This is a genomic window from Maritalea sp., assembly GCF_051251695.1.
Taxonomy (GTDB): Bacteria; Pseudomonadota; Alphaproteobacteria; order Rhizobiales; family Devosiaceae; genus Maritalea.
The window spans coordinates 14,407-39,287 of sequence record NZ_JBPOEU010000030.1 but is presented as its reverse complement, the minus strand read 5'-3'; the positions used below and the strand labels follow the sequence as shown (position 1 = coordinate 39,287).

At 48.6% G+C, this 24,881-nt stretch carries 24 protein-coding genes; 13 read left to right on the top strand and 11 right to left on the bottom strand.

Translation table 11 applies throughout. The features are described from left to right. Nucleotides 1-493 precede the first annotated feature (493 nt). The gene (locus ACSHWX_RS15445; RefSeq protein WP_435669129.1) at nucleotides 494-1,924 is read left to right on the top strand and encodes a MutS-related protein; all 1,431 of its coding nucleotides are present in this window, start codon (nucleotides 494-496) and stop codon (nucleotides 1,922-1,924) included. Between the two features lie 297 nt (nucleotides 1,925-2,221). Here ACSHWX_RS15445 and ACSHWX_RS15440 read toward each other — a convergent pair whose 3' ends face one another. After that, on the bottom strand, nucleotides 2,222-2,977 hold the full coding sequence (locus tag ACSHWX_RS15440; RefSeq protein ID WP_435669128.1) for a GNAT family N-acetyltransferase: 756 nt from the start codon (nucleotides 2,975-2,977) through the stop codon (nucleotides 2,222-2,224). Between the two features lie 170 nt (nucleotides 2,978-3,147). Here ACSHWX_RS15440 and ACSHWX_RS15435 point away from each other — a divergent pair, with 170 nt between their 5' ends. Further along, entirely contained in the window at nucleotides 3,148-3,591 is a 444-nt protein-coding gene (locus tag ACSHWX_RS15435; RefSeq protein ID WP_435669127.1) for an N-acetyltransferase family protein, read from the top strand. Between the two features lie 120 nt (nucleotides 3,592-3,711). On the opposite strand, the gene ACSHWX_RS15430 is transcribed toward ACSHWX_RS15435, so the two are convergent. Both ACSHWX_RS15430 and ACSHWX_RS15425 read right to left on the bottom strand, forming a co-directional pair. After that, a complete protein-coding gene (locus tag ACSHWX_RS15430) occupies nucleotides 3,712-4,158 on the bottom strand; it encodes a DNA polymerase III subunit chi (RefSeq protein WP_435669126.1) in 447 nt (148 codons plus the stop codon). 24 nt (nucleotides 4,159-4,182) lie between these two features. After that, entirely contained in the window at nucleotides 4,183-5,673 is a 1,491-nt protein-coding gene (locus ACSHWX_RS15425) for a leucyl aminopeptidase (protein ID WP_435669125.1), read from the bottom strand. Nucleotides 5,674-5,852: 179 nt separating this feature from the next. Here ACSHWX_RS15425 and ACSHWX_RS15420 point away from each other — a divergent pair, with 179 nt between their 5' ends. The 6 genes from ACSHWX_RS15420 (at nucleotide 5,853) to rsmA (ending at nucleotide 13,200) form a co-directional block, all read left to right on the top strand. Continuing rightward, nucleotides 5,853-6,956 carry an LptF/LptG family permease gene (locus tag ACSHWX_RS15420; protein ID WP_435669124.1) on the top strand — a complete coding sequence of 368 codons (1,104 nt, stop codon included), beginning with the start codon at nucleotides 5,853-5,855 and terminating at the stop codon, nucleotides 6,954-6,956. After that, nucleotides 6,953-8,029, top strand: a complete 1,077-nt coding sequence (locus ACSHWX_RS15415; protein WP_435669123.1) for an LptF/LptG family permease — start codon at nucleotides 6,953-6,955, stop codon at nucleotides 8,027-8,029. Before ACSHWX_RS15420 ends, ACSHWX_RS15415 begins: the two co-directional genes overlap by 4 nt. Further along, a complete protein-coding gene (locus ACSHWX_RS15410; RefSeq protein ID WP_435669122.1) occupies nucleotides 8,026-10,332 on the top strand; it encodes an LPS-assembly protein LptD in 2,307 nt (768 codons plus the stop codon). Before ACSHWX_RS15415 ends, ACSHWX_RS15410 begins: the two co-directional genes overlap by 4 nt. A gap of 100 nt (nucleotides 10,333-10,432) precedes the next feature. Next, on the top strand, nucleotides 10,433-11,335 hold the full coding sequence (locus ACSHWX_RS15405) for a peptidylprolyl isomerase (RefSeq protein ID WP_435669121.1): 903 nt from the start codon (nucleotides 10,433-10,435) through the stop codon (nucleotides 11,333-11,335). A 6-nt stretch (nucleotides 11,336-11,341) separates the two neighbouring features. Further along, nucleotides 11,342-12,361: a 4-hydroxythreonine-4-phosphate dehydrogenase PdxA gene (gene pdxA / locus ACSHWX_RS15400; protein WP_435669120.1), complete on the top strand. Its 1,020-nt coding sequence runs from the start codon at nucleotides 11,342-11,344 to the stop codon at nucleotides 12,359-12,361. Further along, nucleotides 12,358-13,200, top strand: a complete 843-nt coding sequence (rsmA, locus tag ACSHWX_RS15395; protein ID WP_435669119.1) for a 16S rRNA (adenine(1518)-N(6)/adenine(1519)-N(6))-dimethyltransferase RsmA — start codon at nucleotides 12,358-12,360, stop codon at nucleotides 13,198-13,200. Before pdxA ends, rsmA begins: the two co-directional genes overlap by 4 nt. Before the next feature lie 281 nt (nucleotides 13,201-13,481). On the opposite strand, the gene gmk is transcribed toward rsmA, so the two are convergent. From gmk to ACSHWX_RS15355, 8 genes are all read right to left on the bottom strand, one after another. Then, the gene (gmk, locus tag ACSHWX_RS15390) at nucleotides 13,482-14,129 is read right to left on the bottom strand and encodes a guanylate kinase (RefSeq protein WP_435669118.1); all 648 of its coding nucleotides are present in this window, start codon (nucleotides 14,127-14,129) and stop codon (nucleotides 13,482-13,484) included. A gap of 132 nt (nucleotides 14,130-14,261) precedes the next feature. Next, complete coding sequence (locus tag ACSHWX_RS15385; RefSeq protein WP_435669117.1) at nucleotides 14,262-15,155, bottom strand: YicC/YloC family endoribonuclease; 894 nt, start codon at nucleotides 15,153-15,155, stop codon at nucleotides 14,262-14,264. A gap of 58 nt (nucleotides 15,156-15,213) precedes the next feature. Continuing rightward, entirely contained in the window at nucleotides 15,214-16,317 is a 1,104-nt protein-coding gene (mltG, locus tag ACSHWX_RS15380; RefSeq protein WP_435669116.1) for an endolytic transglycosylase MltG, read from the bottom strand. Nucleotides 16,318-16,413: 96 nt separating this feature from the next. Continuing rightward, the gene (fabF, locus tag ACSHWX_RS15375; RefSeq protein WP_435669115.1) at nucleotides 16,414-17,682 is read right to left on the bottom strand and encodes a beta-ketoacyl-ACP synthase II; all 1,269 of its coding nucleotides are present in this window, start codon (nucleotides 17,680-17,682) and stop codon (nucleotides 16,414-16,416) included. A 26-nt stretch (nucleotides 17,683-17,708) separates the two neighbouring features. Continuing rightward, nucleotides 17,709-17,945, bottom strand: a complete 237-nt coding sequence (locus tag ACSHWX_RS15370; RefSeq protein ID WP_435669114.1) for an acyl carrier protein — start codon at nucleotides 17,943-17,945, stop codon at nucleotides 17,709-17,711. Between the two features lie 211 nt (nucleotides 17,946-18,156). After that, nucleotides 18,157-18,894, bottom strand: a complete 738-nt coding sequence (fabG, locus tag ACSHWX_RS15365; protein WP_435669113.1) for a 3-oxoacyl-[acyl-carrier-protein] reductase — start codon at nucleotides 18,892-18,894, stop codon at nucleotides 18,157-18,159. A 44-nt stretch (nucleotides 18,895-18,938) separates the two neighbouring features. After that, complete coding sequence (fabD, locus tag ACSHWX_RS15360) at nucleotides 18,939-19,883, bottom strand: ACP S-malonyltransferase (protein WP_435669112.1); 945 nt, start codon at nucleotides 19,881-19,883, stop codon at nucleotides 18,939-18,941. A 48-nt stretch (nucleotides 19,884-19,931) separates the two neighbouring features. Beyond that, nucleotides 19,932-20,381 carry a GNAT family N-acetyltransferase gene (locus ACSHWX_RS15355; protein ID WP_435669111.1) on the bottom strand — a complete coding sequence of 150 codons (450 nt, stop codon included), beginning with the start codon at nucleotides 20,379-20,381 and terminating at the stop codon, nucleotides 19,932-19,934. A gap of 377 nt (nucleotides 20,382-20,758) precedes the next feature. Between ACSHWX_RS15355 and rpsF the strand changes: the two genes are divergently transcribed. The 5 genes from rpsF to alr all read left to right on the top strand — a co-directional run bounded on the left by rpsF (nucleotide 20,759) and on the right by alr (nucleotide 24,880). Further along, complete coding sequence (rpsF, locus tag ACSHWX_RS15350) at nucleotides 20,759-21,118, top strand: 30S ribosomal protein S6 (protein WP_435669110.1); 360 nt, start codon at nucleotides 20,759-20,761, stop codon at nucleotides 21,116-21,118. A 12-nt stretch (nucleotides 21,119-21,130) separates the two neighbouring features. Further along, complete coding sequence (gene rpsR / locus ACSHWX_RS15345) at nucleotides 21,131-21,385, top strand: 30S ribosomal protein S18 (protein WP_435669109.1); 255 nt, start codon at nucleotides 21,131-21,133, stop codon at nucleotides 21,383-21,385. Nucleotides 21,386-21,462: 77 nt separating this feature from the next. Then, the gene (rplI, locus tag ACSHWX_RS15340; RefSeq protein WP_435669108.1) at nucleotides 21,463-22,071 is read left to right on the top strand and encodes a 50S ribosomal protein L9; all 609 of its coding nucleotides are present in this window, start codon (nucleotides 21,463-21,465) and stop codon (nucleotides 22,069-22,071) included. 206 nt (nucleotides 22,072-22,277) lie between these two features. Then, nucleotides 22,278-23,756: a replicative DNA helicase gene (locus tag ACSHWX_RS15335; protein ID WP_435669107.1), complete on the top strand. Its 1,479-nt coding sequence runs from the start codon at nucleotides 22,278-22,280 to the stop codon at nucleotides 23,754-23,756. Next, nucleotides 23,756-24,880, top strand: coding sequence for an alanine racemase (gene alr / locus ACSHWX_RS15330; RefSeq protein WP_435669106.1), 1,125 nt, complete (start codon nucleotides 23,756-23,758; stop codon nucleotides 24,878-24,880). Before ACSHWX_RS15335 ends, alr begins: the two co-directional genes overlap by 1 nt. Nucleotide 24,881 lies beyond the last annotated feature (1 nt).

Below are 24,881 nucleotides of genomic sequence, written 5' to 3'. Positions count from 1 at the left end.
GACAAATCGACTGATCTCAAAATTGTTCTATTGCTAAATGGGGCATAAATTGTACAGGCGTTCTGATACCTAGCCCTTTCCCATAGAGAGTTCGAGCCAGCCGGGTACGAATGCCTTGAACATTTCCGCAAAACGAAACTAATCTGGGTTAAGGTTCAAGTGCAGATATCTTGTGAGTTCAACTCGGCAAATCTTGGTAGAGTGCCTAGTTCAAGTGGCTCAATCGAACACTGTAAGACACTTTGTCAATGAACCCTGAGAGTTAGGGTACGAGCCTAGGGGATGCAATCACATGAAACTTTTCCGTCAATTGGCCGAGTTTTACGACCTACCAATTTTCAGCGAAGGGAAGTTGCTGAAAAAGCTAAGATTGGACTGGGAAACTCCGGCGGATAAATGGCGAGATTTTTCGAAAATTGACACCTTGTTTAAACTGACATCGACAAAGCATAAAACTGGGTTGATCGATGATAAAACATGGTTGGATTTGGGGATGAATGCCATTTTCAATCAAATTGACACAACGCTAACTGAAATTGGCCAACAGGTTCTCTTTCGAAAAATGCGCCTACTTGAAACTGATCAAAGTCATTTAAAGCAACAGTATGACTTGGCGAATAGAATGCAAACTGACACAGCATTGAGAGAACAGTTGCAAACCGCGCTGTACCCATTGTCTTTTTTGTCCGCAAACCCCTTGGTTGAATTGCTGTTTGACCGTTTCCCAATTGTAAATCTACCCAAGCTGTTCCTTGTAGGTTGGAGCCTTCTGTCTGTCCTTGTAATTGCCTCTAGTATTTATTTCACAAATGGCATATCCATTTTGTTTGCAATTATTGTTATTGCCATAAATCTGTTTGTGGTTCGCAACAAGTATCTCGCTGCTTCGGAAGAGAATGCGTACGCGCTGAGTTGTTTAACTCATGTGTTGCCCATTTCCCAAGCGTTGGCCAGTAGAGAATTTAAGAAGATCCCACTTTGTCGTAGGCTAAATGACAACTTCACCTCAATACGAAACATGAAGTGGCGTTTGCGCCTACTTTTGTTCAGCGAATCCAACAACAATATTTTGATCAGTTACCCGATGTATTTGGTCAATTTGCTTGTTCCTGTTGATGCGTTGGTTCATGCATTCCTAATCACATCAGTCCATAAAAACATAGAAACATTGAGACTGTGCTTTACGTCATTGGGTGAGCTTGACGCAAGCATTGCATTGGCATCATATTTGAGACGTTACCCAAGGCATACTAATCCGAGTTTTTCCCGAGGAAAAAATCTCAGCTTAGAGAATGCTTACCACCCATTGGTAGAAAACTATGTCGCTAATTCGTATAAAACTAGCGGTGAATCCGCACTAATTACGGGTTCCAACATGGCTGGTAAGACCACGTTTATTCGAACGATTGGCATAAACGTCCTTTTGTCGCGTACATTGTGGCTATGCCATGCAGATAGCGCCTTAATACCTATTATGGGCATCTTATCATCGATCAGCAATACAGATTCTCTCGAAGAGGGAAAAAGCTACTATTTCTCTGAGTTAGAAAATATCAATAAATTTATACACTTATCCAAAAATGATGAGCCATTCCTGCTTTTAATCGACGAGATATTTCGTGGTACCAACACCGTTGAGAGAATTGGGGGTGCTGCTGCAGTTTTGCAGGTGTTAGCAGAAAAGAACATCGTTCTTGTTACCACTCATGATGTTGAGCTTGAAACATTCCTGCCCGAAAATTACAAAATGTGGAATTTTCAGGAAACTGGGATTCCAGAAACGCCATTTGATTTCAAAATTCGCTCAGGTGTTTGCAGAACACGGAACGCACTAAAGCTGATGGAGGCTATGGGTTACCCTAGAGGCATTATCGAACGCGCGAACGAAATTGCTAGCAAAATCGACAAAAAGAAAAAGTCATGAGGTTTGGCAAGCAGCCTAGTTTAATAGGCGGATGTCTGTCTTGGCTTGATAAACTCTTACGTCCAAAAGCGATGGCATGTTCATGTTTTACAGAAGCTCGATAGCTGCGCGCGCAAGTGATCTTTCGATTTTTAGGGTTGTGGAGCAAGGCCGAGTATTTCATGTCAGGTTTGAAGATATGTGTTTCGTTGATACAATCTCCCCAAACGGCAGCTTTGGGTCGCGAAAGTCAGCCAAGTCCGAAAATCGAACGGCCTGATTGGGCTCTAAGCAGTCGTAGACCTAGCGGATGCTGGATCAATCCGGGATGTTTATCTGTACAAGTCGATGCTCGGAAACGAAGCCAGCCTTCTCCAGCGCGGCTTTCGACGCAAGATTGGTTTCAGCACATCCACAAATCGGCCTCTTGCCCTCGCTTTCCAGCATGTCCGCTAGCCCCGCTACAATTAGACTGGCGAACCCCTTATTGCGCTGACTTCGGCGAGTGACCATTCCGACATCAACGACGTTACCTGATCCATCAACTGGTATCATGACCCCGTTTCCGACCATTTTCCCGTCATTGGACCCGATCCAAAGGCCGTTGGATCGAAAGATTTGCTCGACTTCGTCCTTGCTGTCATAGAAATCACGCCCAATGGTCCAAGCATCGGGTAGATCGGTTGAACTTGCCCTAACTAGCTGGAAACTTTTAGTTTTATTCAAAGCGACTCGGTTGCGTTTGCGAAATAGGAAACCGGTTTCAACCAAAGTCCAACCTAGTTTTTTTGCGGCATCAATCAGAACATGATCAAATGACTTGCAAAGAACCTTCCTGAAAGGTCGCTGCCGGATGAGACTGGATAGATGGAGGCGCGCATCGTCGCTGTCCATCGTGTGAAACTCTACTAGAGCATCCCCGCTAAAGACGGCATATCCCTCGCCGGGAGTTTCCCATACTTCACCTGCCCTAACTAGCTCCTCAAGGAACCACTCTTGCGGCTCTGGCAGAGATTCGAGATAGCGGTTTCGCAATATCTGGGGCAATTCCTGTACTTGCAAATAAACATTCATGTGCAATCGTTACGCTTATCAGGTGGCACTAGCAACACATCTCCTTTGGCCTCAAATCAGTCGTCGACTTTCCAAACTAAGTTGCTGTCAGTTGGCCACCGGCCAATTTAGGCTTTCGAATTGTTAAGCAACCGCTATGCTTGGCAAATGCCGACCAAGGAGCCATTTTTGTGATCGTGAGAGAATTTAAGAAGCAAGATATTCCGCGCGTTACAGAACTATCGCAGCAGCTTGCAGACCACGTCAAAGACCCAGATCCGAAACTTAAGGCAGAAACGCTGCAAGAGTTAGCCTTTGGAGATGATCGTTGGTTTGAGGTTCTTGTCATAGAAGATTCTGGCAACGTTGTCGGGTTCGTAGCTTACGCGCAAAGGTTTGAACTACATACAAACTCCCGCACCTTGTTCATCAGTGATCTGGTCGTTTCCGACACTCATCGACGACAGGGTGTCGGTGAACAATTATTGGAGGCTTTACGCACTGTAGCAGTTACTCGGAATTGCAAGGCGATGACCCTAGAGGTTTGGATCGAGAACGAGACAGCGCGTGCCTTCTATGCAGGACGCGGGGCGGAACGCGCTGACGATGTGAAACTGTTACGACTACCGATTTAATTTGCAAGCCGTGAAGCCGACATAGAGGCATAGTGCAGCATCGGGCTCAGGCAAATCTTTGGCGAACCGCCACTCTTTCCTCAGCCAAAAAATCACAAACCTAGATCTCACCCAACAATCCTAAGCCTTCTTCACCCATTTGCCGTTTGATTCTTGCTGCCAGTATGTGAGTTGATGTTCGTCTTTTAGGGCTTTCCACGCTTGCCGGGCGCGGCTGACGATATCTGGATCGTGGCCGTCGAACATGAAGACTAGGCGTTCATAATCGCCAACTTCCTGTGGCACAGCGCCTTTGGCGAAGAAGCGCAATTGAGCGTTGTTGGGGTTTGATTGGTCCAGAACCAACGCAATCGGTTGGTCAGCTGCGTGATCACCATCGCCTAAGCCGTGGGGCAAAAAGCTGTCTTCGCGATAGGTCCACAGCGCTTGGTCTATGCCTGCAAGTGCGCCTTCATCGCCGATTTCGATCACGGCGCGCCAGCCGCGTTCCAGCGTTTTTTCAAGCAAAAGGGGCAGCACCGCTTCAAGCGGGCGCTGCTCCAAATGATAGAAGAGAATCTCGGTCAATTAGGTCCACCGATTTCTTTGTGTCTATTCGTGATGATCACGAACGAGTTGATCCAGCAGTGCCACACCAAAGCCAGTGCTCCAGCTTTTGCAGATTGGTGTTGCTGGCACGCCCATAGCAGTTGAAAGATCGATATGCGCCCAAGGCACGTCGCCAACAAAGCGTTTAAGGAATTGCGCGGCTGTAATGGCACCGGCCCAACGTCCGCCAATGTTTTTCATATCCGCGAATTTTGAATTGATCAGTTTATCATATTCTGGGCCCATCGGCATGCGCCAAACGCGCTCACCGGTTTTTAAACCCGCATCCGTCAATCCTTTTGAAAGATCATCATCGTTTGAGAACAGCCCCGCATGCTGATCGCCAAGTGCAACGATGTTCGCGCCGGTTAGCGTTGCAAGGTTGACCATGAATTTAGGCTTGAATGTTTCTTTGGTGTACCAAAGCGCATCCGCCAAAACGAGGCGTCCTTCTGCGTCGGTGTTCAAAACCTCAATGGTCTGACCAGACATTGACGTAATGATATCACTTGGGCGCATCGCGTTGCCGTCGGCCATATTTTCAACCAAGCCGATCACGCCAACCGCGTTCACTTTGGCTTTGCGCATACCAAGTGTTTTCATGATGCCCGTGACAGCAGCTGCGCCGCCCATATCGCCCTTCATGTCTTCCATGCCGCCAGCTGGCTTAATGGATAGACCGCCGCTATCAAACACAACGCCCTTGCCCACAAAAGCAATTGGTGCGTCGCCCTTTTTACCACCGTTCCATTTCATAATCGCCATGTGAGATGGACGACGTGAACCGTAACCAACGGCAAGTAATGCGCCCATACCTAGCTTGGTCATTTGCTTTTCGTCCAGCACTTCAACCTCAAGGCCATCAGCCTCTAGATCTTTCGCAGCTTGAGCAAATTCAACCGTGCCCAACACGTTTGCAGGTTCATTGACCAAGTTCCGTGCAGTGATCGTGCCTTGAGAAACAGCATTTTGGATTTTATCCGCTGCCGTTACTGCTTTTTTGTCAGCAACCGCGAGGGTCAGCTTCAACTCTTTTGGTGGCAAATCGTCTTTTTTGCCTGGGTTGGTTTTGTATTTATCAAAGCGGTAGTGACCAAGGCGCAGGCCCGCAGCGAAATGGGCGATTTGTTCGGCGCTTGCTTCAACGTCAAAAATGATGGTTGCATCACTGGCTTTAAGCGCGCGCAATTGATTAACAATCGTGCCGCCAGCCTTCGCAAAATCTTTTGCGTCGCTGTCCGCGCCTAAATCACCAATACCAGCCAACAAAATTTGATCGGCATCCACACCATTTGGCGCAAACACGTTGAAAAAGCTCGCGCTTTTCGCTTCAAAGGTAGAAGCTTTAGAAAGCGCTGACAGATCAAGTCCGGTTTTGTCCCAAATTCCAGATGCTTCAGCGCTCAGCGAAAGCTTGTCGCCAACCAACAGGCAAACTCGTTTGGTTTTTAGTTTTGAAAACCCATCAATTTTTAAATTTAGTTTTTGATCCATCAAATCGTTCCATCTTTGTGATTTTTGGCAATAGAAAAGGCGGGACGCAATTTCGTGCGCCATTTTTTTGCATCCTGCGCTGAGGATTTGGAAAGTTCAATGCTCAAATTTGCTTTTCAGCTTAACAGACAAATAAATTCGCTCTGTACGGCCACAATTGCCTATGGCAAACATGGCATATGGATTTGATCTCGCGCTATTTATTCAACCGCTATTTGACCTCAGCATTTGGCCTTGTGATGCTGATGGCCTTTTTGGGTTGGATGGTACAATTGCTGCGCACGATTGATTTGGTCACCGCCAAAGGGCAAGGCGTTTTGACCATGTTCAGCCAGTCGGTTTTGGTTGTGCCTGAAGTCGTCAGTATTATCCTTTTCATCTGCGTTGCATTGGGAATTTCACGCAGCTTGCGGGCCATGCAGGTGAGCAAGGAACTGTTTCCTATTCACTCTGGCATTGGGCTTAAGCCCTTATATAGGTCGATCATGATCATGCTTGTGGTCGGCGTCGCATTTGAAATGACCCTCACCCATCAGTTGGTCCCAATGGCAAACCAATTGGCGGCCAAACGTTCAGACGAAATTAATGCGGATTTGATTGCAAACTCCTCTCGACCGGGCCGATTTACTGAGGTCGGGTCAGGCTTAACCCTGATGATTGAAGGGCGTGCCGATGACGGCACCGGGCTTGGCTTTTTCCTGCATGATGAACGCGACCCTGTGCGCAGCCAAACGACTTACGCGGCACAGTCTCAACTTTCAAAGGTTGATGATACGCTGTTCATCCGGTTGAGCGACGGCGCCATTCAATATTACACCTATGAAACCAAGCAAATGTCGACATTAGAATTCGGCACCTATCAGGTTTCTGTACGCAACTTGGCGCAGTCCAATTTATTTGCCGCAGTGGAACCTACCAGTCTTGAATTGGTTGGTTTGATCATTGCGGACATAAATGGGCAAAGGAATTTGGCCCTGTTGCACAGTCGGCTTTCGTCTGCGCTTTATTTGATCAGTCTTGCTCTATTTGCGTTCTTCCTAACCATGCAACCAACCATGTTGCGCTCTAAAACGCGGCTGAATGCAGATGTCTTGATTTTAGGCATGGGTGTTTTGGTAAAAGTACTTGGCACCAGTGCAAAGCAGTTTGTTAGCACCGATCTAAGTTTCGTGATCATCCTCTACATGATCCCCCTCATACCATTCATTGTTGCTTTGATAATCGCGTGGCAACGCAAGGCGTTTATGCCAATTCCTTCTGCGCTAAAGGCGGCCATTCAATGAACCGGTTGGGTCAACATTTCACAGTCAACATTTTGCGTTCCATCTTGTTGGTGACGTTCCTGTTTTTCTGTTTGGTCGGCTTGATTGAAATTGTGGAAACAGGAAACCGTTCCAACTCAGGACTGTTTGATAAACCCTGGACAACCCTTGCAGCCTCATCATTGTCCGCCGCCAAGTGGGCGTTGGACTTGCTGCCCATTTCGTTTTTGGTTGGCGCTGTACTGGCGTTGATGGATTTACAGAACAACCGAGAGATCATCGTCACAAAAGCCAGCGGCATTTCGATTTGGGGCATTGCATTGGTGCCCCTTGCAACCTGCGTCGCACTTGGACTTTTGGTGAGTTACCTGATCGAGCCGCTGGTTTTAGCTGGCAATGAAATGCTGGAGCGTCACGCTGGCGTGGTTGACGCCGCCCAGTTCGACCAAGCGGGTCGCGATAGGTGGATCATTCAAGAAAATGAAGGCGGTAAGTATTTCATCCGCTCGAATAAATTGTCAGAAGACGGACTGCAAATGCAAGATGTTTTCGTTTTTCAACGAGGAAATGCCAAAACACCTGCGGCGCAAATTTTTGCAAAAACAGCACAGTTTGATTCTAATAGGTGGCGACTTGAAGACGGACACAGCCGGTCGATTGAAGGAAAAAAAGAGCAATTCTCAGAACTTCTCCTTACCTCTAAGGCAACAAAAGAAGAAATAAATTTGCAGCTCGGTGCCGTCCATCAGATGGATATTTATACTCTGCGTGAGTTTCTAAATGGCGTTTCGAGTATAGATGATAATGTTTCAGCCGCTCAGATGCGCCTTAAACGCATGGAAGTGTTGCCTTTTTTACTTGTTGGTTCTTTGTTAATTGCGTTTGCATTTACTTCCGGTTATCGCCGCCACGGCACTTCCGGATCGCAAGTTCTATATGGTATTATACTCGGGTTTGTGCTTTATGTTGTCACGAAGTTATTAGACCGTTCAGGCGGTTCAGGTGCCATGGATGCAACATTAGCCGCATGGGGACCCGCAATAGTCGCAATTGTTATTGGAACAAGTGTGCTGTTGTGGAAGGAAGACGGATGAGTATAGCGCGTAACCACGCGGGTTGGAGTAGTATAAAACGAGCGTTGCGCAACACACTCTGTGTGTTGTGCTTTTTTGGTGTGTCTACTCAAATCGCAGTTGCAAAAGACGAAATTCTTCCCGCCGACTTCTTTGCAACTCAACAACTTTCTGCAACCAGTTCAATGTTGGTTTCTGCCGATTTTTTGGATGTCGATAACAATACATCTATTGTGACAGCAACTGGCAACGTTCGCATGTCAACAGAGGGTTACTTGGTAGCGGCGGAGCGTGCTGAATACAATCAGGACACCGGCAAAGTTATTTTGACAGGGTCTGTGGCCGTTCGAGACCCTGATGGGCAACAATATATCGCAGAGCGCGCAGAGCTTTTTGGCGGATTCAAGCAAGGGTTTTTAAAATCCTTGGTATTTGAAACCCCCGAGGGGCTGCGCCTTAATGCCGCCGATGCAGAGTTCCAGTCCACAACCAAAATGATATTAGGTGATGCGAGCCTTACGCCTTGCGGCAACTGCATTGATAGCAAAGGACGCCAGATTGGTTGGCGTATAAAGGCAGCCAAAGTCGTTCGTGACACCGAAGAAAAAACAATTTATTTCACCAGTGGTACACTGGAAATTGCAGGTATTCCCGTCGCCTATTTGCCTTGGCTTGCACTTCCAGATCCGTCACTGACCGATTTTGAAGATATCCTTCGAACAAGCGTATCCTACAGCCCCAAAAAGGGCGTTGCTATCAAGTATCCAGGATTTGTTTGGCATAACCCATCTCTAGGTTTAACTATTTCTCCAGAATTTTATTCCCGCCAAGGCATTTTAGGGGAAGTCAATTGGCGTAAAACCTTTGGCAATGTAAATTACGCGGCAGACGCATGGGGAATTTACCAACTTGATCCAACTGCATATGCTGGTGGACTTGGCGACAGAGGCTTCCGTGGTGGCTTTCAAGTAAGAGCCAACACCACTTTTGCAGATGGCTGGACCGTTGGCGGCCAATATACTGCATTTACCGACCGATCGTTTCTTCCTGACTATGACAAGGGAAATCGCGAGGGTAGTTTTGCCGTACAAACAGTTTATACGACAAAACTGTCAGCCGATAGTTTTGTTGATGCGAGGGTTGAGTACCGTCAAGGGCTGAGCGATGGTGGAGCTGCTGTCGAAGCTAGGCAAGGTCAGATTTTGCCGCAAATCATTGGACATAACGTTACAGATTTGCCCGACGGGAATGGTCAAATTTTGCTTGATGGCAAGCTAATCAATATTGTGCGTACCGACGACAGCAGCTCAACCATTGGTGGTGTTGAGTATGTGGACGGTTTCAGCGGCTCAAAAACACATTTGATGATGCAAGCCGCTTGGCGCAACGAGTGGACACTGCCGGGCGGTATATTGATCGCCCCTTATCTTGGACTACGTGGCGATGTCGCGCAGTATAGTGATGCAAGCACCCACGCCAGCGCGCCAAGTGCGAGCCTAAGCCATTCGGCAACCCCAATTGCGGCGCTGGATGTGAGTTGGCCGTTTGTCGCTGATGCCGAAGGTGCAACTCATTATTTCACGCCGCGCTTACAAGTGGTTTCACGGGGTGGTCCCACCTCTCCCGGCATCACAAACGAAGATGCGCAGAGCTTTGTTTTTGATGACAGCAATCTATTTAGTTTCAACCGATTCTCGGGCATTGACCGGCAAGAAAGTGGAACACGCGCGAGCTTGGGCTTCACTTACCACGCTGATTTAGACGATGGACGTTGGTTTGATGTAACTATCGGCCAGTCATACCAGATTGGCGGCACTAACGGTGCAACCACAGCAAATCCAAACCAAACAGGCATCGGTTCGGGTGTAAACGATGGCGCGTCGCATATTGTTCTTGCTGCAAAAGGTGCACCGTGGACAGGCTTTGAAGTTGGCACCAAGTTGTTAATAGACCCAATTGATGCTTCAATTGACCGAGCTGCTGTTGCCGCAAAATATGCGCAAGAACTATTTAGCGTCGGAATGGATTACGCTTACCAATCAGCAGACATGGCGCCCGGCGCTAGTGCAAGCCGGCAGGAAGTTGGCGGGAATGTATCAGTCTCCATAACCGATTATTGGACCATTAGCGCCGATGCTCGCTACAATTTATCCACAAACAAAATGGGTAGTTATGGTGTCAGCGTTGGGTATGATGATCAATATACCGCCGGTAGCGTTTATTATCGGCCCAAGGGAGTGGATGGGTTCAAAGGCGACCTTGTAGGGTTTAAGCTGAAACTAAAAATGTTGGCTGATGTCGGGTACGATCATACTTTGCAATAATGTATCCCCAAAATGGCCGCATTCTTTGCACACACATGCTTTCGCATGGTACATGCTATCACATGGCAGACGCCCCAAAATCTAATCAGGAATTGAATAAATGCGTATTGTTGGCTTGATCCTAATTGCACTACTCAGCTTCACCAGCGTTACTGGAACGGCACTCGCTGCTAAAGTAAAAGTTATCGTCAATGGGCAAACTATAACTGACCACGACATCAACCAACGCGCGTTGTTCATGCGGTTAGAACGGCGTGGAAAATCAAATTCTGATCGACGGGCTTTGGCGCAAAAAGAACTGATCGACGAAGCGTTGATGGTTGCTGAAGCCAACCGTTTAGGTTTCAAGGCCGATGAGAAGGCAGTTGACAAGGCCTATACGCGTATTGCTGTAAACGCCAAACTTAGCGTGGGTCGTCTTAACACAATTTTGAACGCTGCTGGGGTTCAGACTAAAACCCTGAAGGATCGCTTGCGCGCCAACCTCGCATGGCAGGCGGTGGTCGCCAATGTGTTGCGAAAAAAAGTCAAAATTTCAGATGTTGATCTCGATCTAGCGGCCCGCGAAGAACTGGGCGAAACCATCACTTTTGACTACATGCTGACAGAAGTTTTGTTTTTGAATTCTGCGGGCGGTTCGGTGAAATCCCGCACCTCTCAGGCAAATCAATATCGTCGTAATTTCAACGGCTGTGAAAGCGCGGTTGAACTCGCCCTTTCCTACCGGGATGCAGCTGTGCGCAAACTTGGTCGCCGCCATTCTACTCAGTTAGCCGGTCCAATCGCCAAAGAGCTTTCGAAACTAAACGTTGGCGCTATTTCTAAACCCCGGACCGTCGCCAATGGCGTGCAGATGCTGGCAATTTGTGAAAAAAATCAGGCCAATGATCTTACCTTTGTTAAAGGAAAACTGCGCAACGAAGTTGGCACCGAGAAATTGCAAACTGAGTCTGAAGCCTATTTGAAAAAGCTGCTCGAACAAGCAACAATCGAGAGACGTTGATCTCCAATGGCTGAGGAACAGGCACCGATAGCGCTCACTATTGGTGAACCCGCAGGCATAGGCCCGGACTTAATATTGCAGTTATTTGCAAACCGGGCCGAACAAGAATTGCCGTATTGTGTTTTGTTTGGTGACCCAGAGTTTTTGCGCGCCCGAAACCAACGCCTTGGGCTAGACGTCAAAATTGCAGCGATTTCTTCTGTCGAAGATGCGCACCAAATCAGCAGTGACGAACTTTGTGTGATTGATGTTGGCAACACCGCAACTGATGCGCCGGGGTTTCTTGATCAATCAAATGCTCCCCTCGTCACCAATTCGATTAAACGGGCTGTAACAGCGGTGCATATTGATCAAGCGCGTGCAGTGGTCACTGCGCCGATCCACAAAGCAAACTTGTATGATGCGGGATTTGAGTATCCGGGACACACAGAGTTTTTGGCGTCACTGTGTAGTGAAAACGGGGTCGCCCCGCGTCCGGTGATGATGCTAGCGCACAAAGACAAACGCGCTATACCCGTGACCATCCATATTGCACTCAAAGACGTGTTTTCTCGGCTCACCACTGGGCGGATTGTTGAAACTGTACGTGTTGCTCATCATGATTTGCGGGAAAAATTTGGCATCGCTATGCCTCGCATCGGTCTCACAGGTTTGAACCCGCATGCCGGCGAAGATGGCGCGATGGGGGATGAAGAAATCCACATCATAAAGCCAGCGATTGCAGAACTTGCCGAGCGTTATGACATCAAAGTTGCTGGCCCGTTGCCTGCAGATACGGCATTCGCCCCTCATATTTGGTCTTGCTATGATGTGATGATTGCGATGTATCATGATCAAGCGCTTATCCCCGTCAAAGCGATTGGGTTTGATGCTGGAGTAAATATCACTTTGGGTTTGCCCATTGTGCGGACCTCGCCTGACCACGGTACCGCGCTTAGCCTTGCAGGCACAGGACAAGCGTCGCCAACCAGCATGTACGAAGCCATTAAGCTCGCCGACAGCATGACCACACAAGGTGACGTATGAGCCAAATCGATAGTCTTCCCCCTCTTCGCGACGTCATCAACAAACATGGGTTGAGCGCAAAGAAGGAGCTTGGGCAGAACTTTTTGCTCGACCTCAACCTCACCGCACGCATTGCGCGGATCGCTTCTCCGCTGGAAAACTCAACCATTATTGAAGTTGGCCCCGGCCCCGGCGGATTGACCCGCGCATTGCTGTCCGAGGGGGCAAAAAAAGTCATTGCCATTGAACGCGACGAACGCGCCCTTCCCGCTTTGGCGGAAATCGCTGAAGCGTATCCAGACCGCCTTGAGGTCATTTCTGGCGACGCCATGGAAATGGACTATACAGCGATGGTTGATGGACCGACCAAACTTATCGCCAACCTTCCTTACAATATCGCGACACCGCTTTTGACCGGGTGGTTGAGCTTGCAGAGCAAGACTGCGTTGTTCGAGAGCCTAACATTGATGTTCCAAAAAGAGGTTGCGGATCGCATTTGCGCGCAACCTCGCACGAAAGCCTATGGGCGTTTGTCCATTTTGTGCGGCTGGATGACTGATGCGCATGTGGCGTTAAATGTGGGGCCTGCCGCTTTTACCCCACCACCGAAGGTGAGTTCGTCTGTCGCGCATTTGGTGCCCAAACCGCGTAATAGTGACTTGAAAATTGAAAATTTAGAAGCCGTGACGCGATCCGCCTTTGGGCAACGACGTAAAATGCTGCGCCAAAGCCTTAAGGGTCTGAATGTTGAACTCGAGCTATTTTATGAAGCTGCGGGTATCAAGGGCACTGAACGGGCAGAAGAACTGAGCGTCGCACAATTTGTTGCAATGGCTGAACTTTATCAAAGACTGAAATAGCGTCCAGTTTCAACTACGCGGCACACAAAAACATACCCCTAAAACGCAAAACACCCGCTCGAACCACGAGCGGGTGGGCATAGCAAAATTTATGCCTGAACCAAGTATTGTGAGCGTTTACACCAAGCCCCTTATGAGAAGGTCTGGACGAAGCAGAAAATTGTCTCCTCCCATCACCACTCGCTTAATGTGCAGCAACAACAACTTAGCAGATGGTTTACAAACTGTATACATGGAAAAGCTCTCAAATTTTCCCTGTGCAAAACAGGAGTATCAATCGCCTATTTGGGTGCAAGAACAGATTCAAGTTGCTCTTGTAAATCTTTGACAAACAACGGCAAATCTTTTTGCCGTTCTCTTTCCATACGTGCAGCGCTAATGATTTCGGTGACCAACGCGCAACTTTTGTCCAAATCATTATTGATGATGACGAAGTCGTACTTTTGCCATTCCTTGAGTTCTTTGCGCGCCGTTTTCAAACGTTTTTCAATGACTTCTTCGCTGTCGTCAGCGCGGCGTTCAAGTCGATGTTTGAGTTCGGCAATCGAAGGCGGTAAAACAAAAATGCCGACAATATCGTCTGCGCATTTTTCGTATAACTGCAACGCGCCTTGATAGTCGATATCGAACAAAACGTCTTTACCAGCCGCCAATTGCTGTTCAATTTCTGCTGAAGGCGTTGCATAAAAATTGCCGTGAACCTCTGCCCATTCGAGCAATTTTCCTGCTTCACGCATCTGCCTAAACTCATCAACTGAGCGAAAATGATAATCAACGCCATCAACTTCGTTGGCGCGTTTTGGCCGGGTGGTGACGGAAACTGAAAGCTGGATATTTTCATCTTGGCGCAAAATTGTGCGTGAAATTGATGTTTTTCCTGCGCCAGAGGGCGAAGAAAGAATGAGCATAATGCCGCGGCGCTGAAACATATTCAAATCCAAACTTTATCAAAACTGGCGTTGGGCCAGATCAAACCTTGTGGATGAACATGCTGATAGAGCGCAAAATTTCAAGTCTTTTCGGATGAAAAGGCTAAAGAACGGTGTTCAAGTTCGCTTGGTCTATTCGATGTTTTGAATTTGCTCGCGCAACTGGTCGATTGAGGCTTTCAGATCCAAACCGATCGCTGTGAGGTCAACATTGTTGCTTTTTGAACAAAGCGTATTTGCCTCGCGATTAAACTCTTGCGCTAAAAAGTCGAGCTTTCGGCCAACCGGCCCGCCCTGTTTTATCAAGTTCCGCGCGGCGGCGACGTGAGCGGTAAGGCGATCCAACTCTTCGCGAATATCAGCCTTTGTTGCCAGCACGAGCGCCTCTTGGTGAAGACGTTCTTCTGAAAGGCCGACTTCAGATTCTGTTAGTGCAGATATCTGATCCTTCAACCGTTCCAGAATCACCTCGCGGTTTCGAGATGGGTTACTTTCAGCAGCGGCGGTAAGGCTTTCAATTTCTGTGAGGCGGTCAGCAATGACTTCAAGCAATTGCGCGCCCTCAAGTCGGCGGCCTTCCAGCAAATCGTCAATCACAATGTCCATTTCGGCCATGATGCTATCTTTGAGCTGGGTCCGGGCTTCGTCCGTTAATTCAGCCTCTTTGACTTCAAGTACACCTTTGAGCGCCAGGATGCCGTCCAAACGTGGGCGATCAGCTTCTATGCGACCAGACAGCGTATCAATGGCGTCCAGTGCCGTTCCCAGAGCTTGCTCGTTCACTGTGACTTCGGTTTGTGCGCTGTTGTTTGAAACATTAAGAGCAAGATTTACTGCACCGCGATTTAGACGTTGGCTCAAGCGTTTGCGCGCAAGGTGTTCCAAATCGTCCAATCCCGTTGGTATGCGCAACCTGATATCTAATCCACGCGCATTAACGGTCTTGAGTTCTATCGTGAAGCTACAGGCTTGAGCGTTGCCGGAACCGCGCGCAAAGCCGGTCATGCTGGCCAAAGGTTTCGTCATTTGTCGCATTCCTTGCCTCGTCAAATTGGAACCCGTAATGCCCCAATTTGCTTATGGGCTAGTTACTGGGTTCGCTTTTGTCGCTTTGCTCTGCTTCCAAAGCATCTTTGGCCGCTTCAGCCTCTGCATCCGCGGCTTGCTGGCGCTCTTTTTCAATTTTACGCCATGCAGCAACATTTTTTTGATGTTGCTCGTAAGTTGGGGCGAAAGCATGACCACCTGTGCCATCTGCCACAAAATAAAGGGCATCGGTCTGTGCGGGGTTAGCAACGGCTTTAAGCGATTCGACGCCTGGGTTTGAAATTGGTCCCGCTGGCAGCCCGTCAATTTGGTAAGTATTATAGTCTGTTTTGGTGTCAATCTCAGACCGTTTTAGGCCACGGCCTAGCGGACCTTCACCTTTGGTAATTCCGTAAATAATGGTTGGGTCGGACTGCAAACGCATCCCCTTATTCAACCGATTGACAAATACCGCCGCAACTTCCGGTCGCTCACTTGCAACGCCCGTTTCTTTTTCGACGATGGACGCAAGAATAACAAACTCTTCAACCGTTTTTATCGGCAGTCCTTCAACACGGGTTGCCCAAATATCGGCGACAACTTTGTCGTGCGCTTCTTTCATTTGCACAATGACGTCGGCGCGACTGCTGCCCCGCTCAAACGAATAGGTGTTGGGCAATAAAGAGCCTTCGGCTGGCACTTCATCAAGCTCACCTGTCAAGTTTTGCGCACTGCGCAGCCGCTCAACTGTTTGCCACGACGTAAAGCCTTCTGGCACAGTGACAGTATATTGAATGGGGCGACCTTCAATCAGCGTGTCTAAGATCTGCTTCATGCTGGCATTGGCTGGCAACAAATATTCACCACGCTTGAGCCCTGCATCAGCGTCAGAAGCAACGGCGCCAAAGCGGAACACATACATGTTGTTGATGACTCTTTCGTCTTCCAGCTTTTTGGCAACAACGTTCAAGCCCGCGCCTTCGGGCACGACAAATACGGTTTCAGTAGAAATCTGCCCCGGCTTATTGAACTCAGTTACGCCATAATAAACCAGCGCTACTGCTGCAACTAAACCGATAACGATGAGGGTTAGGAACGCATTGAGCGTTTGAACAACGCCGTTTTGCTTTTTTCTTTTTTTTCCGCGTTTTGAATCAGCCATGTACCCTAAAACTCACTGTTAGATTTGCGTGCATTTTGGTGCCACGAATGCGGCAAAACAAGGGGAAAATGTGAATTTTACAAAAAACTTGGCGTTTTAATCAGCAGTTCGGAAAATCAACGACGCGTTTGTACCGCCGAAGCCGAAAGAGTTGGAAAGAGCAACGTTGATTTCTTTCTCAACGGGCACATTTGGTGCCAAGTTGATTTCAGTCTCAACTGAAGGATTATCCAGATTGATCGTTGGGGGCGCAATATTGTCGCGCATCGCCAATAGCGAGAAAATCGCCTCAACAGCACCCGCCGCACCCAGCAAATGGCCGATCGCCGATTTTGTGGATGACATCACCGCGCCAGACGCTGCATCACCTAATAAACGGGTCACTGCGCCAAGTTCAATTTCGTCGCCAAGCGGCGTGGAAGTACCGTGGGCGTTGATATAGTCGATTTCTGCAGCTGTAATACCCGCGCGTTTTAGTGCTGCCGACATAGAGCGGAAACCGCCATTGCCATCAGCCGCCGGGGCGGTGATGTGATGAGCATCCCCTGAGAGGCCATAGCCAATCACTTCGCCATAAATTTTAGCGCCACGCGCTTTCGCGTGCTCATATTCTTCTAAAACAACGATGCCTGCACCCTCTCCCATCACAAAGCCATCGCGGTCTTTGTCATAGGGGCGAGAACCTTTTTCAGGTTGATCGTTAAATCCTGTTGAAAGCGCACGACAGGCAGCAAACCCTGCCAATGAAAGTCTGTTCACCGGCGATTCTGTGCCGCCAGCAACCATAACGTCTGCATCATCAAGCGCGATTAAGCGCGCCGCATCACCAATGGCATGTGCGCCAGTAGAACAAGCGGTAACAACTGAATGATTGGGCCCTTTTAGGCCGTGTTTGATAGAAACATAACCCGACGCGAGATTAATCAAACGTCCGGGAATAAAGAACGGGCTTAGTCGTCTTGGGCCGCGTTCTTTTAGGGTAATCGCAGCATCATAGATGCCGCCAATACCACCAATGCCCGAGCCGATAAGTACACCGGCTCGTTCTTTTTGCTCTTCGGTCTTTGGCTCAAAACCACTGTCTTGAAGTGCCTGACCTGCTGCTGCCATACCGTAAACAATAAACGGATCGACTTTACGCTGCTCTTTTGGTTCCATCCAATCGTCAGGATTGAAGGTTCCGTCGGAGCCGTCGCCAAATGGGATTTGACAGGCGATTTGGCACGCCAAATCGTCAACTTCAAACCCTGTGGCCCGAGCAGCACCACTCTTTGAAGCAAGAATGTTGCTCCAAACCGTGTCCGCACCCATGCCTAATGGGCATACAATGCCCAAACCAGTGACAACAACTCGTCGTAACGTCATAAACAGCACTTATAACCAAAGGTTACTTATTTGACAGCTTTCTCAAGGAAAGAAACTGCGTCACCGAATGTTTGAATGTTTTCGGCTGCATCATCAGGGATTTCAACGCTGAATTCTTCTTCAAACGCCATAACCAACTCAACCTGATCGAGCGAATCCGCGCCAAGATCATCAATGAAGCTAGCTTTTTCTACAACTTTTTCGCCTTCCACATTTAGATGCTCAACAACAATCTTGCGAACGCGATCTGATATGTCGCTCATATTTAGTTCCTCTTCGCCAATTTAATTTCACCCGACGATGTATTAACTCATCGTCATGATTACAAGTTCCCCAATGGGGATCAACCCACTTAATAGCCAACAAATGCGCTTTGGGCCTGTGTTGGTGGGGGCACTATCATACTTTGAAGTGTTTGACCATATCGGTTACACATGTTGTACACATGTGAGAAACCCAAAGCGGTCCAACACATTAAATCATTGCCATGCCGCCATTCACATGAATGGTCTGTCCAGTAACATATGCAGCCTCATCACTAGCAAGAAATACAGCGCTTGCCGCGACTTCGTCCGCCGTTCCAAGTCGACCACCTGGAATGGTGGATAATATGCTTTCCCGCTGTTTGTCATTCAACTCATCGGTCATAGCAGAAGCAATAAATCCTGGCGCAATTGTGTTCACTGTGATGCCGCGACTTGCCACTTCTTGGGCAATCGCTTTGGACATGCCAATCAAACCAGCTTTTGACGCTGCATAATTGCCCTGCCCCGGATTGCCGGTAACACCCACAATTGAGGTAATGCCAATAATGCGGCCAGCGCGTTGTCTCATCATTGTTTTCACAGCGGCACGGGACAGGCGGAACGCGGCGGTAAGATTGACCGCGATCACGTCGTCCCATTCGCTATCTTTCATGCGCATGAAAATATTATCACGGGTGATGCCTGCATTGTTCACAAGAATGTCCAAGCCACCCATCGCTTCGATGGCAGAAGGGACTAGCTGATCCACCGCTTCAAGGTCTGAAAGGTTGCAGGGCACGATGTGGGTTTTACTTGAAATGGAGGCCGCAACCTCTTCCAGTTTTTCGACCCGCGTACCTGAAAGAGCAACCTCAGCACCGCTTTGAGCCAGCTTTTGCGCAATAGCCCGGCCAATGCCGCCGCTTGCGCCTGTGACCAATGCACGTTTTCCGGTTAGATCAAACATAGTCGCCCCACTTCCCACTCAATCCAATCATTGGATATTTCTACTTATAAAGATGCCGCAAAAGCTTCAATATCATCTGCGGAATTCAAAGGCACTGCCTTTACATCACGATTAATGCGACGCGCAAGGCCGGACAGGACTTTACCTGTGCCCAACTCTGCCAATTCCGTTACGCCGCCTTCGCCTGAAAGCCAAGTCACAGACTCAGTCCAACGAACTTTGCCACATACCTGTTCAACCAAACGACGTTTAATTTCTTGCGGATCCGAGATCGGCGCGGCCAGTACGTTGGAAACGAGTGGCACCACCGGCTCTAAAAGCTGGGCATTGGCCAACGCACTTTCCATCACTTCGGCGGCGGGGCCCATCATAGAACAATGAAACGGTGCGCTGACGGGCAACAGCATCGCGCGTTTTGCGCCTTTGGCCTTTGCCAGTTCAATTGCACGCTCAACAGCAGATGCCTCACCAGATACAACCACTTGGCCGGGTGCATTATCGTTTGCGACATCAACAACGCCGCCTTGTTTGGCGGCTTGTGCAACTTCCTCAACTTCCGCCAATTCAAGACCAAGAATTGCTGCCATTGCGCCCTCGCCCACTGGTACGGCCTGCTGCATTGCGCGGCCACGGGTTTGCAAAAGTCTTGCGGTATCTGAAATTGAAAGCGATCCAGCTGCACATAAAGCTGAGTATTCGCCCAGCGAGTGACCGGCTACATAATCGGCAATATCCGCGACTTTAAAGCCCTTCGCGTCCAACACACGAACAACTGCCATTGAAACAGCCATCAATGCAGGTTGCGCATTTTCGGTAAGGCGCAATGTATCTTCTGGCCCTTCGAACATGGTCTTGGACAATTTTGTTTGCAGCGCTTCATCAACTTCTTCAAAAACCGCCCGTGCTTCTGAAAAACGCTCAGCAAGCTCTTGGCCCATACCTACGGCCTGACTGCCTTGTCCGGGGAAAGTGAGTGCTCTTTTTGTCATGCGTGTGGCCTTACAATCAGGGATACAAAATTACAAATGTTGGTTTTCTTATAGCTGAATATCGTATGTTAGCCAGTCTGTTTTGCGTGCAACATGGTCATAAAGGCCACGGGCGCGGTAATTATTGTCTGCTGTGTTCCAACGCACAATCGCATACTCTTTTTCAGCGGCAAGTTGACGGATATGTGCAATCAGAGCTTCGGCTGCACCGCTTCCTCGACTTTCAGGATCAACGAACAAATCATCAAGAAACAGCCCAGTATTGGCGGCCAGGGGGCGCAAAAACGTGCGGCAGTGGGCAATTCCAACGATTTTGTCTTTATCATCAATTGCCGCAAGGCCGAACAGATTTTCTTCGTCCCCATGCAACCATTTCCAAACACTTTCCCGCATTTCTTCAGTTTGCGTAGAATTGTAAAATCGCGCATAGGCTATATATAGCTCGCCCCACTTTTCGCGATCTGATTGGAGCAATACCCGCACATTGATTTCTGACATTTGCTGCCCTTTTAAAAAGCAATCGCGCAATCAAATTCGAATGCACGATCTGGAAAACTATTTTATTCCACCACAATGGTCGCATGCAAGGATTTGTCTGGTTTATGCTCGAATCACTGTGGATAGCTCGAATTGATGGCCTATACGCAGTTTAGACTTGCAATATGGTTGGCCTCCATGTACGTAGCGCCAGTTCGTTTGGCCGGGGGCTGAACGGAGGATTGGTATAGCTTTGCTCTATCGAATGATATCAGGAACGGTATCGGCCTCCCGTGTTCCCGCTCTTTGTGAAATTTTTTTGAATGCCTTTCATGGTTTTCAATTTGGCTTTGCGCCGGCGAATGGACAGAGATGTAACTTAACAAAAGGCGTTCAATATGCCCCTTTATGAGCATATTTACATGGCTCGTCAGGATGTTTCGACCTCACAGGTTGAAGAACTGACGAAGACATTGAGTGAAATGATCACTTCAAATGGTGGTACGATCGGCAAAACAGAATATTGGGGTCTTAAGTCCCTTACATTCCGTATCCGTAAGAACCGCAAAGCGCATTACACATTGATCAATATTGAAGCTCCTGCCGCTGCAGTTGCTGAAATGGAGCGCCAAATGCGCATCAATGAAGACATTCTGCGTTTCATGACTGTTCGTGTTGACGAGCATGATGAAAACCCTTCTGCAATGATGCAAAAACGTGATGATCGTAGCGATCGTCGCGGTCCACGTCGCTTCTAAGGAGAACAAAAGATGGCTATTCGTGATCTAACCACTTCTCAAGCACGTCGTCCGTTCCAACGTCGTCGCAAAACTTGTCCTTTCTCTGGCGCTAACGCTCCAAAGATTGACTATAAAGATGTTCGCTTGTTGGGACGCTACGTTTCAGAGCGCGGAAAAATTGTTCCAAGCCGTATCACTGCTGTTTCTGCAAAGAAACAACGTGAATTGGCTCGTGCGATCAAACGCGCCCGCTTCCTTGGCCTAGTGCCATACGTAGTTGCCTAATCAGCCCAAATTTTGGGCGTTGGGGCGAAATATGCCCCTAACCGCTTTTTAAAGCGGGACAGCATTGGAGAAATAAAATGAAACTTATCCTTCTTGAACGCATTGGCCGTCTTGGCACAATCGGCGACGAAGTAAACGTAAAACCTGGCTTCGCCCGCAACTTCTTGTTGCCTCAAGGCAAAGCACTTCGCGCTAACGCTGCGAACCGTGTGCGTTTTGAAACAGACCGTGAGCAAATCGAGCAACGCAATGCTGAGCGTCGTGATAGTGCGATGGCTGTTGCTGAAGCTGTGAACGGCCGTAAAGTTACCATCATCCGCCAAGCTGGCGAAACTGGTGTTCTTTATGGTTCAGTATCATCACGTGATATTTCTGAAGCGTTGGTTGCTGAAAATATTCAGGTGGCGAAGTCTCAAGTTGATTTGAGCCTTCCGATCAAAAATGTTGGTTTGCACAATGTTGCGCTGACTTTGCATGCTGAAGTTGACTCTACGATCACCGTAAACGTTGCCCGTTCTGCTGATGAAGCTGAGCGTCAAGCAACTGGCGAAGATTTGTCAGTGGTTTCTTATGACGAAGTCGAAGAAGTCGTTGTTGAAGAAAACGCTGAAGACGAAGCTGGTGATGAAGACGTTGCTACGGATGCTGAAGAGCAATCAGACGAAGAAGAAAAAACAGCTGAGTAAGCTATATTTTCTTTTTGAATTTAAAAGGTCGGGTTCGCCCGGCCTTTTTTTATGAACTTGATTTATAAAATTGGGTCAAATCCCGAAAATTTTCCCCACTAATCACAGCACAGCACGCTCGAATCGAATAGAGTTTTAAGCAAATGCCACTTTTGCTTGAGTGTGCGCGGCGCATAGTCAACAGTGGGAGCCTATTGGAGGCAAAAATGGACGCGGTTCAGCAGTTACACCCAACTGAAGAAGAATATAGGCTTGCGCCCCACAATGTGGAGGCGGAACAAGCCCTGCTGGGCGCTATATTGGTCAACAATGAAGCCTTTGACCGCGTGTCAGATTTTTTGCTGATTGAGCATTTCTATGAACAGGTTCACGCGGATGTTTATAGCGTTTGCTCCAAAATTATTCGCTCGGGAAAGCGCGCCACGCCGATCACGGTAAAAACATTCATGCCGGATGAATTGACGCCTGACTTCACCATGTCGCAATATTTGGCGCGACTAGCCTCAGAAGCCACTACGGTTCTAAACGCTTCTGACTATGGGCAAACAATTTACGATCTGGCTATTCGCCGCAAGCTGATTGAGGTTGGCGACAATCTTTCAAACGAAGCGTACACATCTGATGTCGATACGCCCCCGAACAAGCAAATAGAAGAGGCCGAAAAAGCCCTATTCGAATTGGCCGAAAAGGGACGTTATGAAGGTGGATTTGTTGACTTTAACTCGGCCCTTCGTGAAGCGGTGGATATGGCTGGCGAAGCCTATCGTCGCGATGGTTCACTTTCGGGCCTTTCAACCGGGCTGACCGACATGGACCGGGTGATGGGCGGGTTGCAAAAATCTGACCTTGTTATACTTGCCGCGCGTCCTGCGATGGGTAAAACATCGCTCGTGACCAATATTGCCTTTAACGTGGCAAAAGCATTTGAACCCGAAACAATGCCTGATGGCACGATCAAAGCTAAAAATGGCGGTCGCGTTGGGTTTTTCTCACTAGAGATGTCTGCCGAACAGCTGGCGACACGTATTTTAGCGGAACAATCGGCTATTTCCTCATCAGACATTCGGCGCGGTAGCATTCATGAAAGCCAGTTTTCCAAACTGGTTGAAGCGTCGCAAGCAATGGCGAAAGCGCCGCTTTATATTGATGACACCGGTGGATTGGCGATTTCTCAATTGGCTGCCCGCGCACGTCGCCTTAAACGACAAAAGGGCCTAGACCTTCTTATCGTCGATTATTTGCAGCTCCTATCCGGTTCCAACAAGAACTCTGGCAACCGCGTACAGGAATTGACAGAAATTACCACAACACTGAAAGCCATCGCGAAAGAGCTGGAAGTGCCTGTGATCGCCCTCTCCCAGCTTTCGCGTCAAGTCGAATCGCGTGACGATAAACGCCCGCAATTGTCTGACTTGCGTGAATCTGGTTCAATCGAGCAAGACGCTGACGTGGTGTTGTTCATTTATCGCGAAGAATATTATCTGAAAAACAAAATGCCGAAGGAAAACACACCTGAGTTTTTCACTTGGCAGGCAGAAATGGAACAGGTTGCCGGTCGTGCGGAGGTTATTATCTCCAAACAGCGTCACGGACCCACTGGCACTATTCAGTTGCACTTTAACGCAAATATTACACGTTTCGGTAATCTTGCTCGTGACGATTATTTACCGGAACAACTTGATTGATGACAGACTATGCGATGATCAGCTCAGGACAATTGCGGATCGATCTTGATGCGATCGGCCGAAATTGGTCTGCGCTCGACAAAATTTCCCCGGGCACCCTCACCGGTGCTGTGGTGAAAGCCAATGCTTATGGTTTGGGCCTTGAACCCGTTGCCAAAGCTCTTTCCAATGCTGGTGCGCAATTTTTCTTTGTTGCCAATCCTGAAGAAGGATTGCGATTGCGCAAGGCGTTGCCCAACGTTCATATTTTCATTCTGGGCGGCTTATGGCCGGGTTCATCAGATTTGTATGCTGCGCAGCGCCTAATGCCTATTTTGCATTCCATGGCGATGCTGGATGAATGGCTGAATTTTTGTGTCGAACGCGGCGAAGCCTATCCGGCGGCGCTGAACTTTGACACGGGCATGAACCGACTTGGTTTTCGCATGAGCGACGTCAATTGGGTGCGTCAGCAAATGCAACGCTCTGGCTATCAGCCTCAAGTGATTATGAGCCATCTGTGCTGCGCTGACCTGCCAAGTCACGAAAAGAACCGCACACAGCTTGCGCTGTTCCAGTCGATCATGGCGCATTTTCCGGACACGCCAGCATCGCTAGCAAACTCAGCTGGGCTGATGGCGAGCAAAGCGAATCATTTCCAGTTGGCCCGCCCCGGCATTGCCCTTTATGGCGGCCGCGCGATTAAGGGACGACAAAACCCACTGACATCGGTTGTAAGCCTTGATGTACCAATTTTGCAGGTCCGTGACGGCAAAACAGGTGAAACTGTTGGTTATGGCGCGGAGTATACATTGCAGCGGGATAGTCGTGTCGCCATCATCTCTCTGGGTTATGCAGATGGTTTTCTACGCTCCTTAAGCAACTCAAATGGACATCAGGGTGCGCGATTGGCCATCAAGGGTCAGTCGGTGCCGGTTCTGGGCAAAGTCTCAATGGATTTAGTTGCCCTAGACGTAACAGGCTTTGGCTTAAACGGCCCAGTGCCCGGCGAAATGGTTGAAGTGTTGGGACCCAACGTTTCGGTCGATGATTTGGCAGACGCCGCAGGAACAATCGGTTATGAGGTGCTCACTTCGCTGCAGGGGCGCTATCATCGCGCCTATTTGGGCGGCGAAACGGAATAAA

Bases quoted from the DNA above. Each gene is read 5' to 3' on its own strand.
- rplI (WP_435669108.1), top strand. From the start codon at position 21,463: ATGAAACTTATCCTTCTTGAACGCATTGGCCGTCTTGGCACAATCGGC.
- mltG (WP_435669116.1), bottom strand. From the start codon at position 16,317: ATGGCTGATTCAAAACGCGGAAAAAAAAGAAAAAAGCAAAACGGCGTT.
- ACSHWX_RS15410 (WP_435669122.1), top strand. From the start codon at position 8,026: ATGAGTATAGCGCGTAACCACGCGGGTTGGAGTAGTATAAAACGAGCG.
- ACSHWX_RS15425 (WP_435669125.1), bottom strand. From the start codon at position 5,673: ATGGATCAAAAACTAAATTTAAAAATTGATGGGTTTTCAAAACTAAAA.
- alr (WP_435669106.1), top strand. From the start codon at position 23,756: ATGACAGACTATGCGATGATCAGCTCAGGACAATTGCGGATCGATCTT.
- ACSHWX_RS15385 (WP_435669117.1), bottom strand. From the start codon at position 15,155: ATGACGAAACCTTTGGCCAGCATGACCGGCTTTGCGCGCGGTTCCGGC.
- rpsR (WP_435669109.1), top strand. From the start codon at position 21,131: ATGGCTATTCGTGATCTAACCACTTCTCAAGCACGTCGTCCGTTCCAA.
- pdxA (WP_435669120.1), top strand. From the start codon at position 11,342: ATGGCTGAGGAACAGGCACCGATAGCGCTCACTATTGGTGAACCCGCA.
- ACSHWX_RS15445 (WP_435669129.1), top strand. From the start codon at position 494: ATGAATGCCATTTTCAATCAAATTGACACAACGCTAACTGAAATTGGC.
- ACSHWX_RS15355 (WP_435669111.1), bottom strand. From the start codon at position 20,381: ATGTCAGAAATCAATGTGCGGGTATTGCTCCAATCAGATCGCGAAAAG.
- ACSHWX_RS15405 (WP_435669121.1), top strand. From the start codon at position 10,433: ATGCGTATTGTTGGCTTGATCCTAATTGCACTACTCAGCTTCACCAGC.
- rsmA (WP_435669119.1), top strand. From the start codon at position 12,358: ATGAGCCAAATCGATAGTCTTCCCCCTCTTCGCGACGTCATCAACAAA.
- fabG (WP_435669113.1), bottom strand. From the start codon at position 18,894: ATGTTTGATCTAACCGGAAAACGTGCATTGGTCACAGGCGCAAGCGGC.
- ACSHWX_RS15370 (WP_435669114.1), bottom strand. From the start codon at position 17,945: ATGAGCGACATATCAGATCGCGTTCGCAAGATTGTTGTTGAGCATCTA.
- fabF (WP_435669115.1), bottom strand. From the start codon at position 17,682: ATGACGTTACGACGAGTTGTTGTCACTGGTTTGGGCATTGTATGCCCA.
- ACSHWX_RS15440 (WP_435669128.1), bottom strand. From the start codon at position 2,977: ATGAATGTTTATTTGCAAGTACAGGAATTGCCCCAGATATTGCGAAAC.
- gmk (WP_435669118.1), bottom strand. From the start codon at position 14,129: ATGTTTCAGCGCCGCGGCATTATGCTCATTCTTTCTTCGCCCTCTGGC.
- ACSHWX_RS15420 (WP_435669124.1), top strand. From the start codon at position 5,853: ATGGATTTGATCTCGCGCTATTTATTCAACCGCTATTTGACCTCAGCA.
- ACSHWX_RS15415 (WP_435669123.1), top strand. From the start codon at position 6,953: ATGAACCGGTTGGGTCAACATTTCACAGTCAACATTTTGCGTTCCATC.
- rpsF (WP_435669110.1), top strand. From the start codon at position 20,759: ATGCCCCTTTATGAGCATATTTACATGGCTCGTCAGGATGTTTCGACC.
- ACSHWX_RS15335 (WP_435669107.1), top strand. From the start codon at position 22,278: ATGGACGCGGTTCAGCAGTTACACCCAACTGAAGAAGAATATAGGCTT.
- fabD (WP_435669112.1), bottom strand. From the start codon at position 19,883: ATGACAAAAAGAGCACTCACTTTCCCCGGACAAGGCAGTCAGGCCGTA.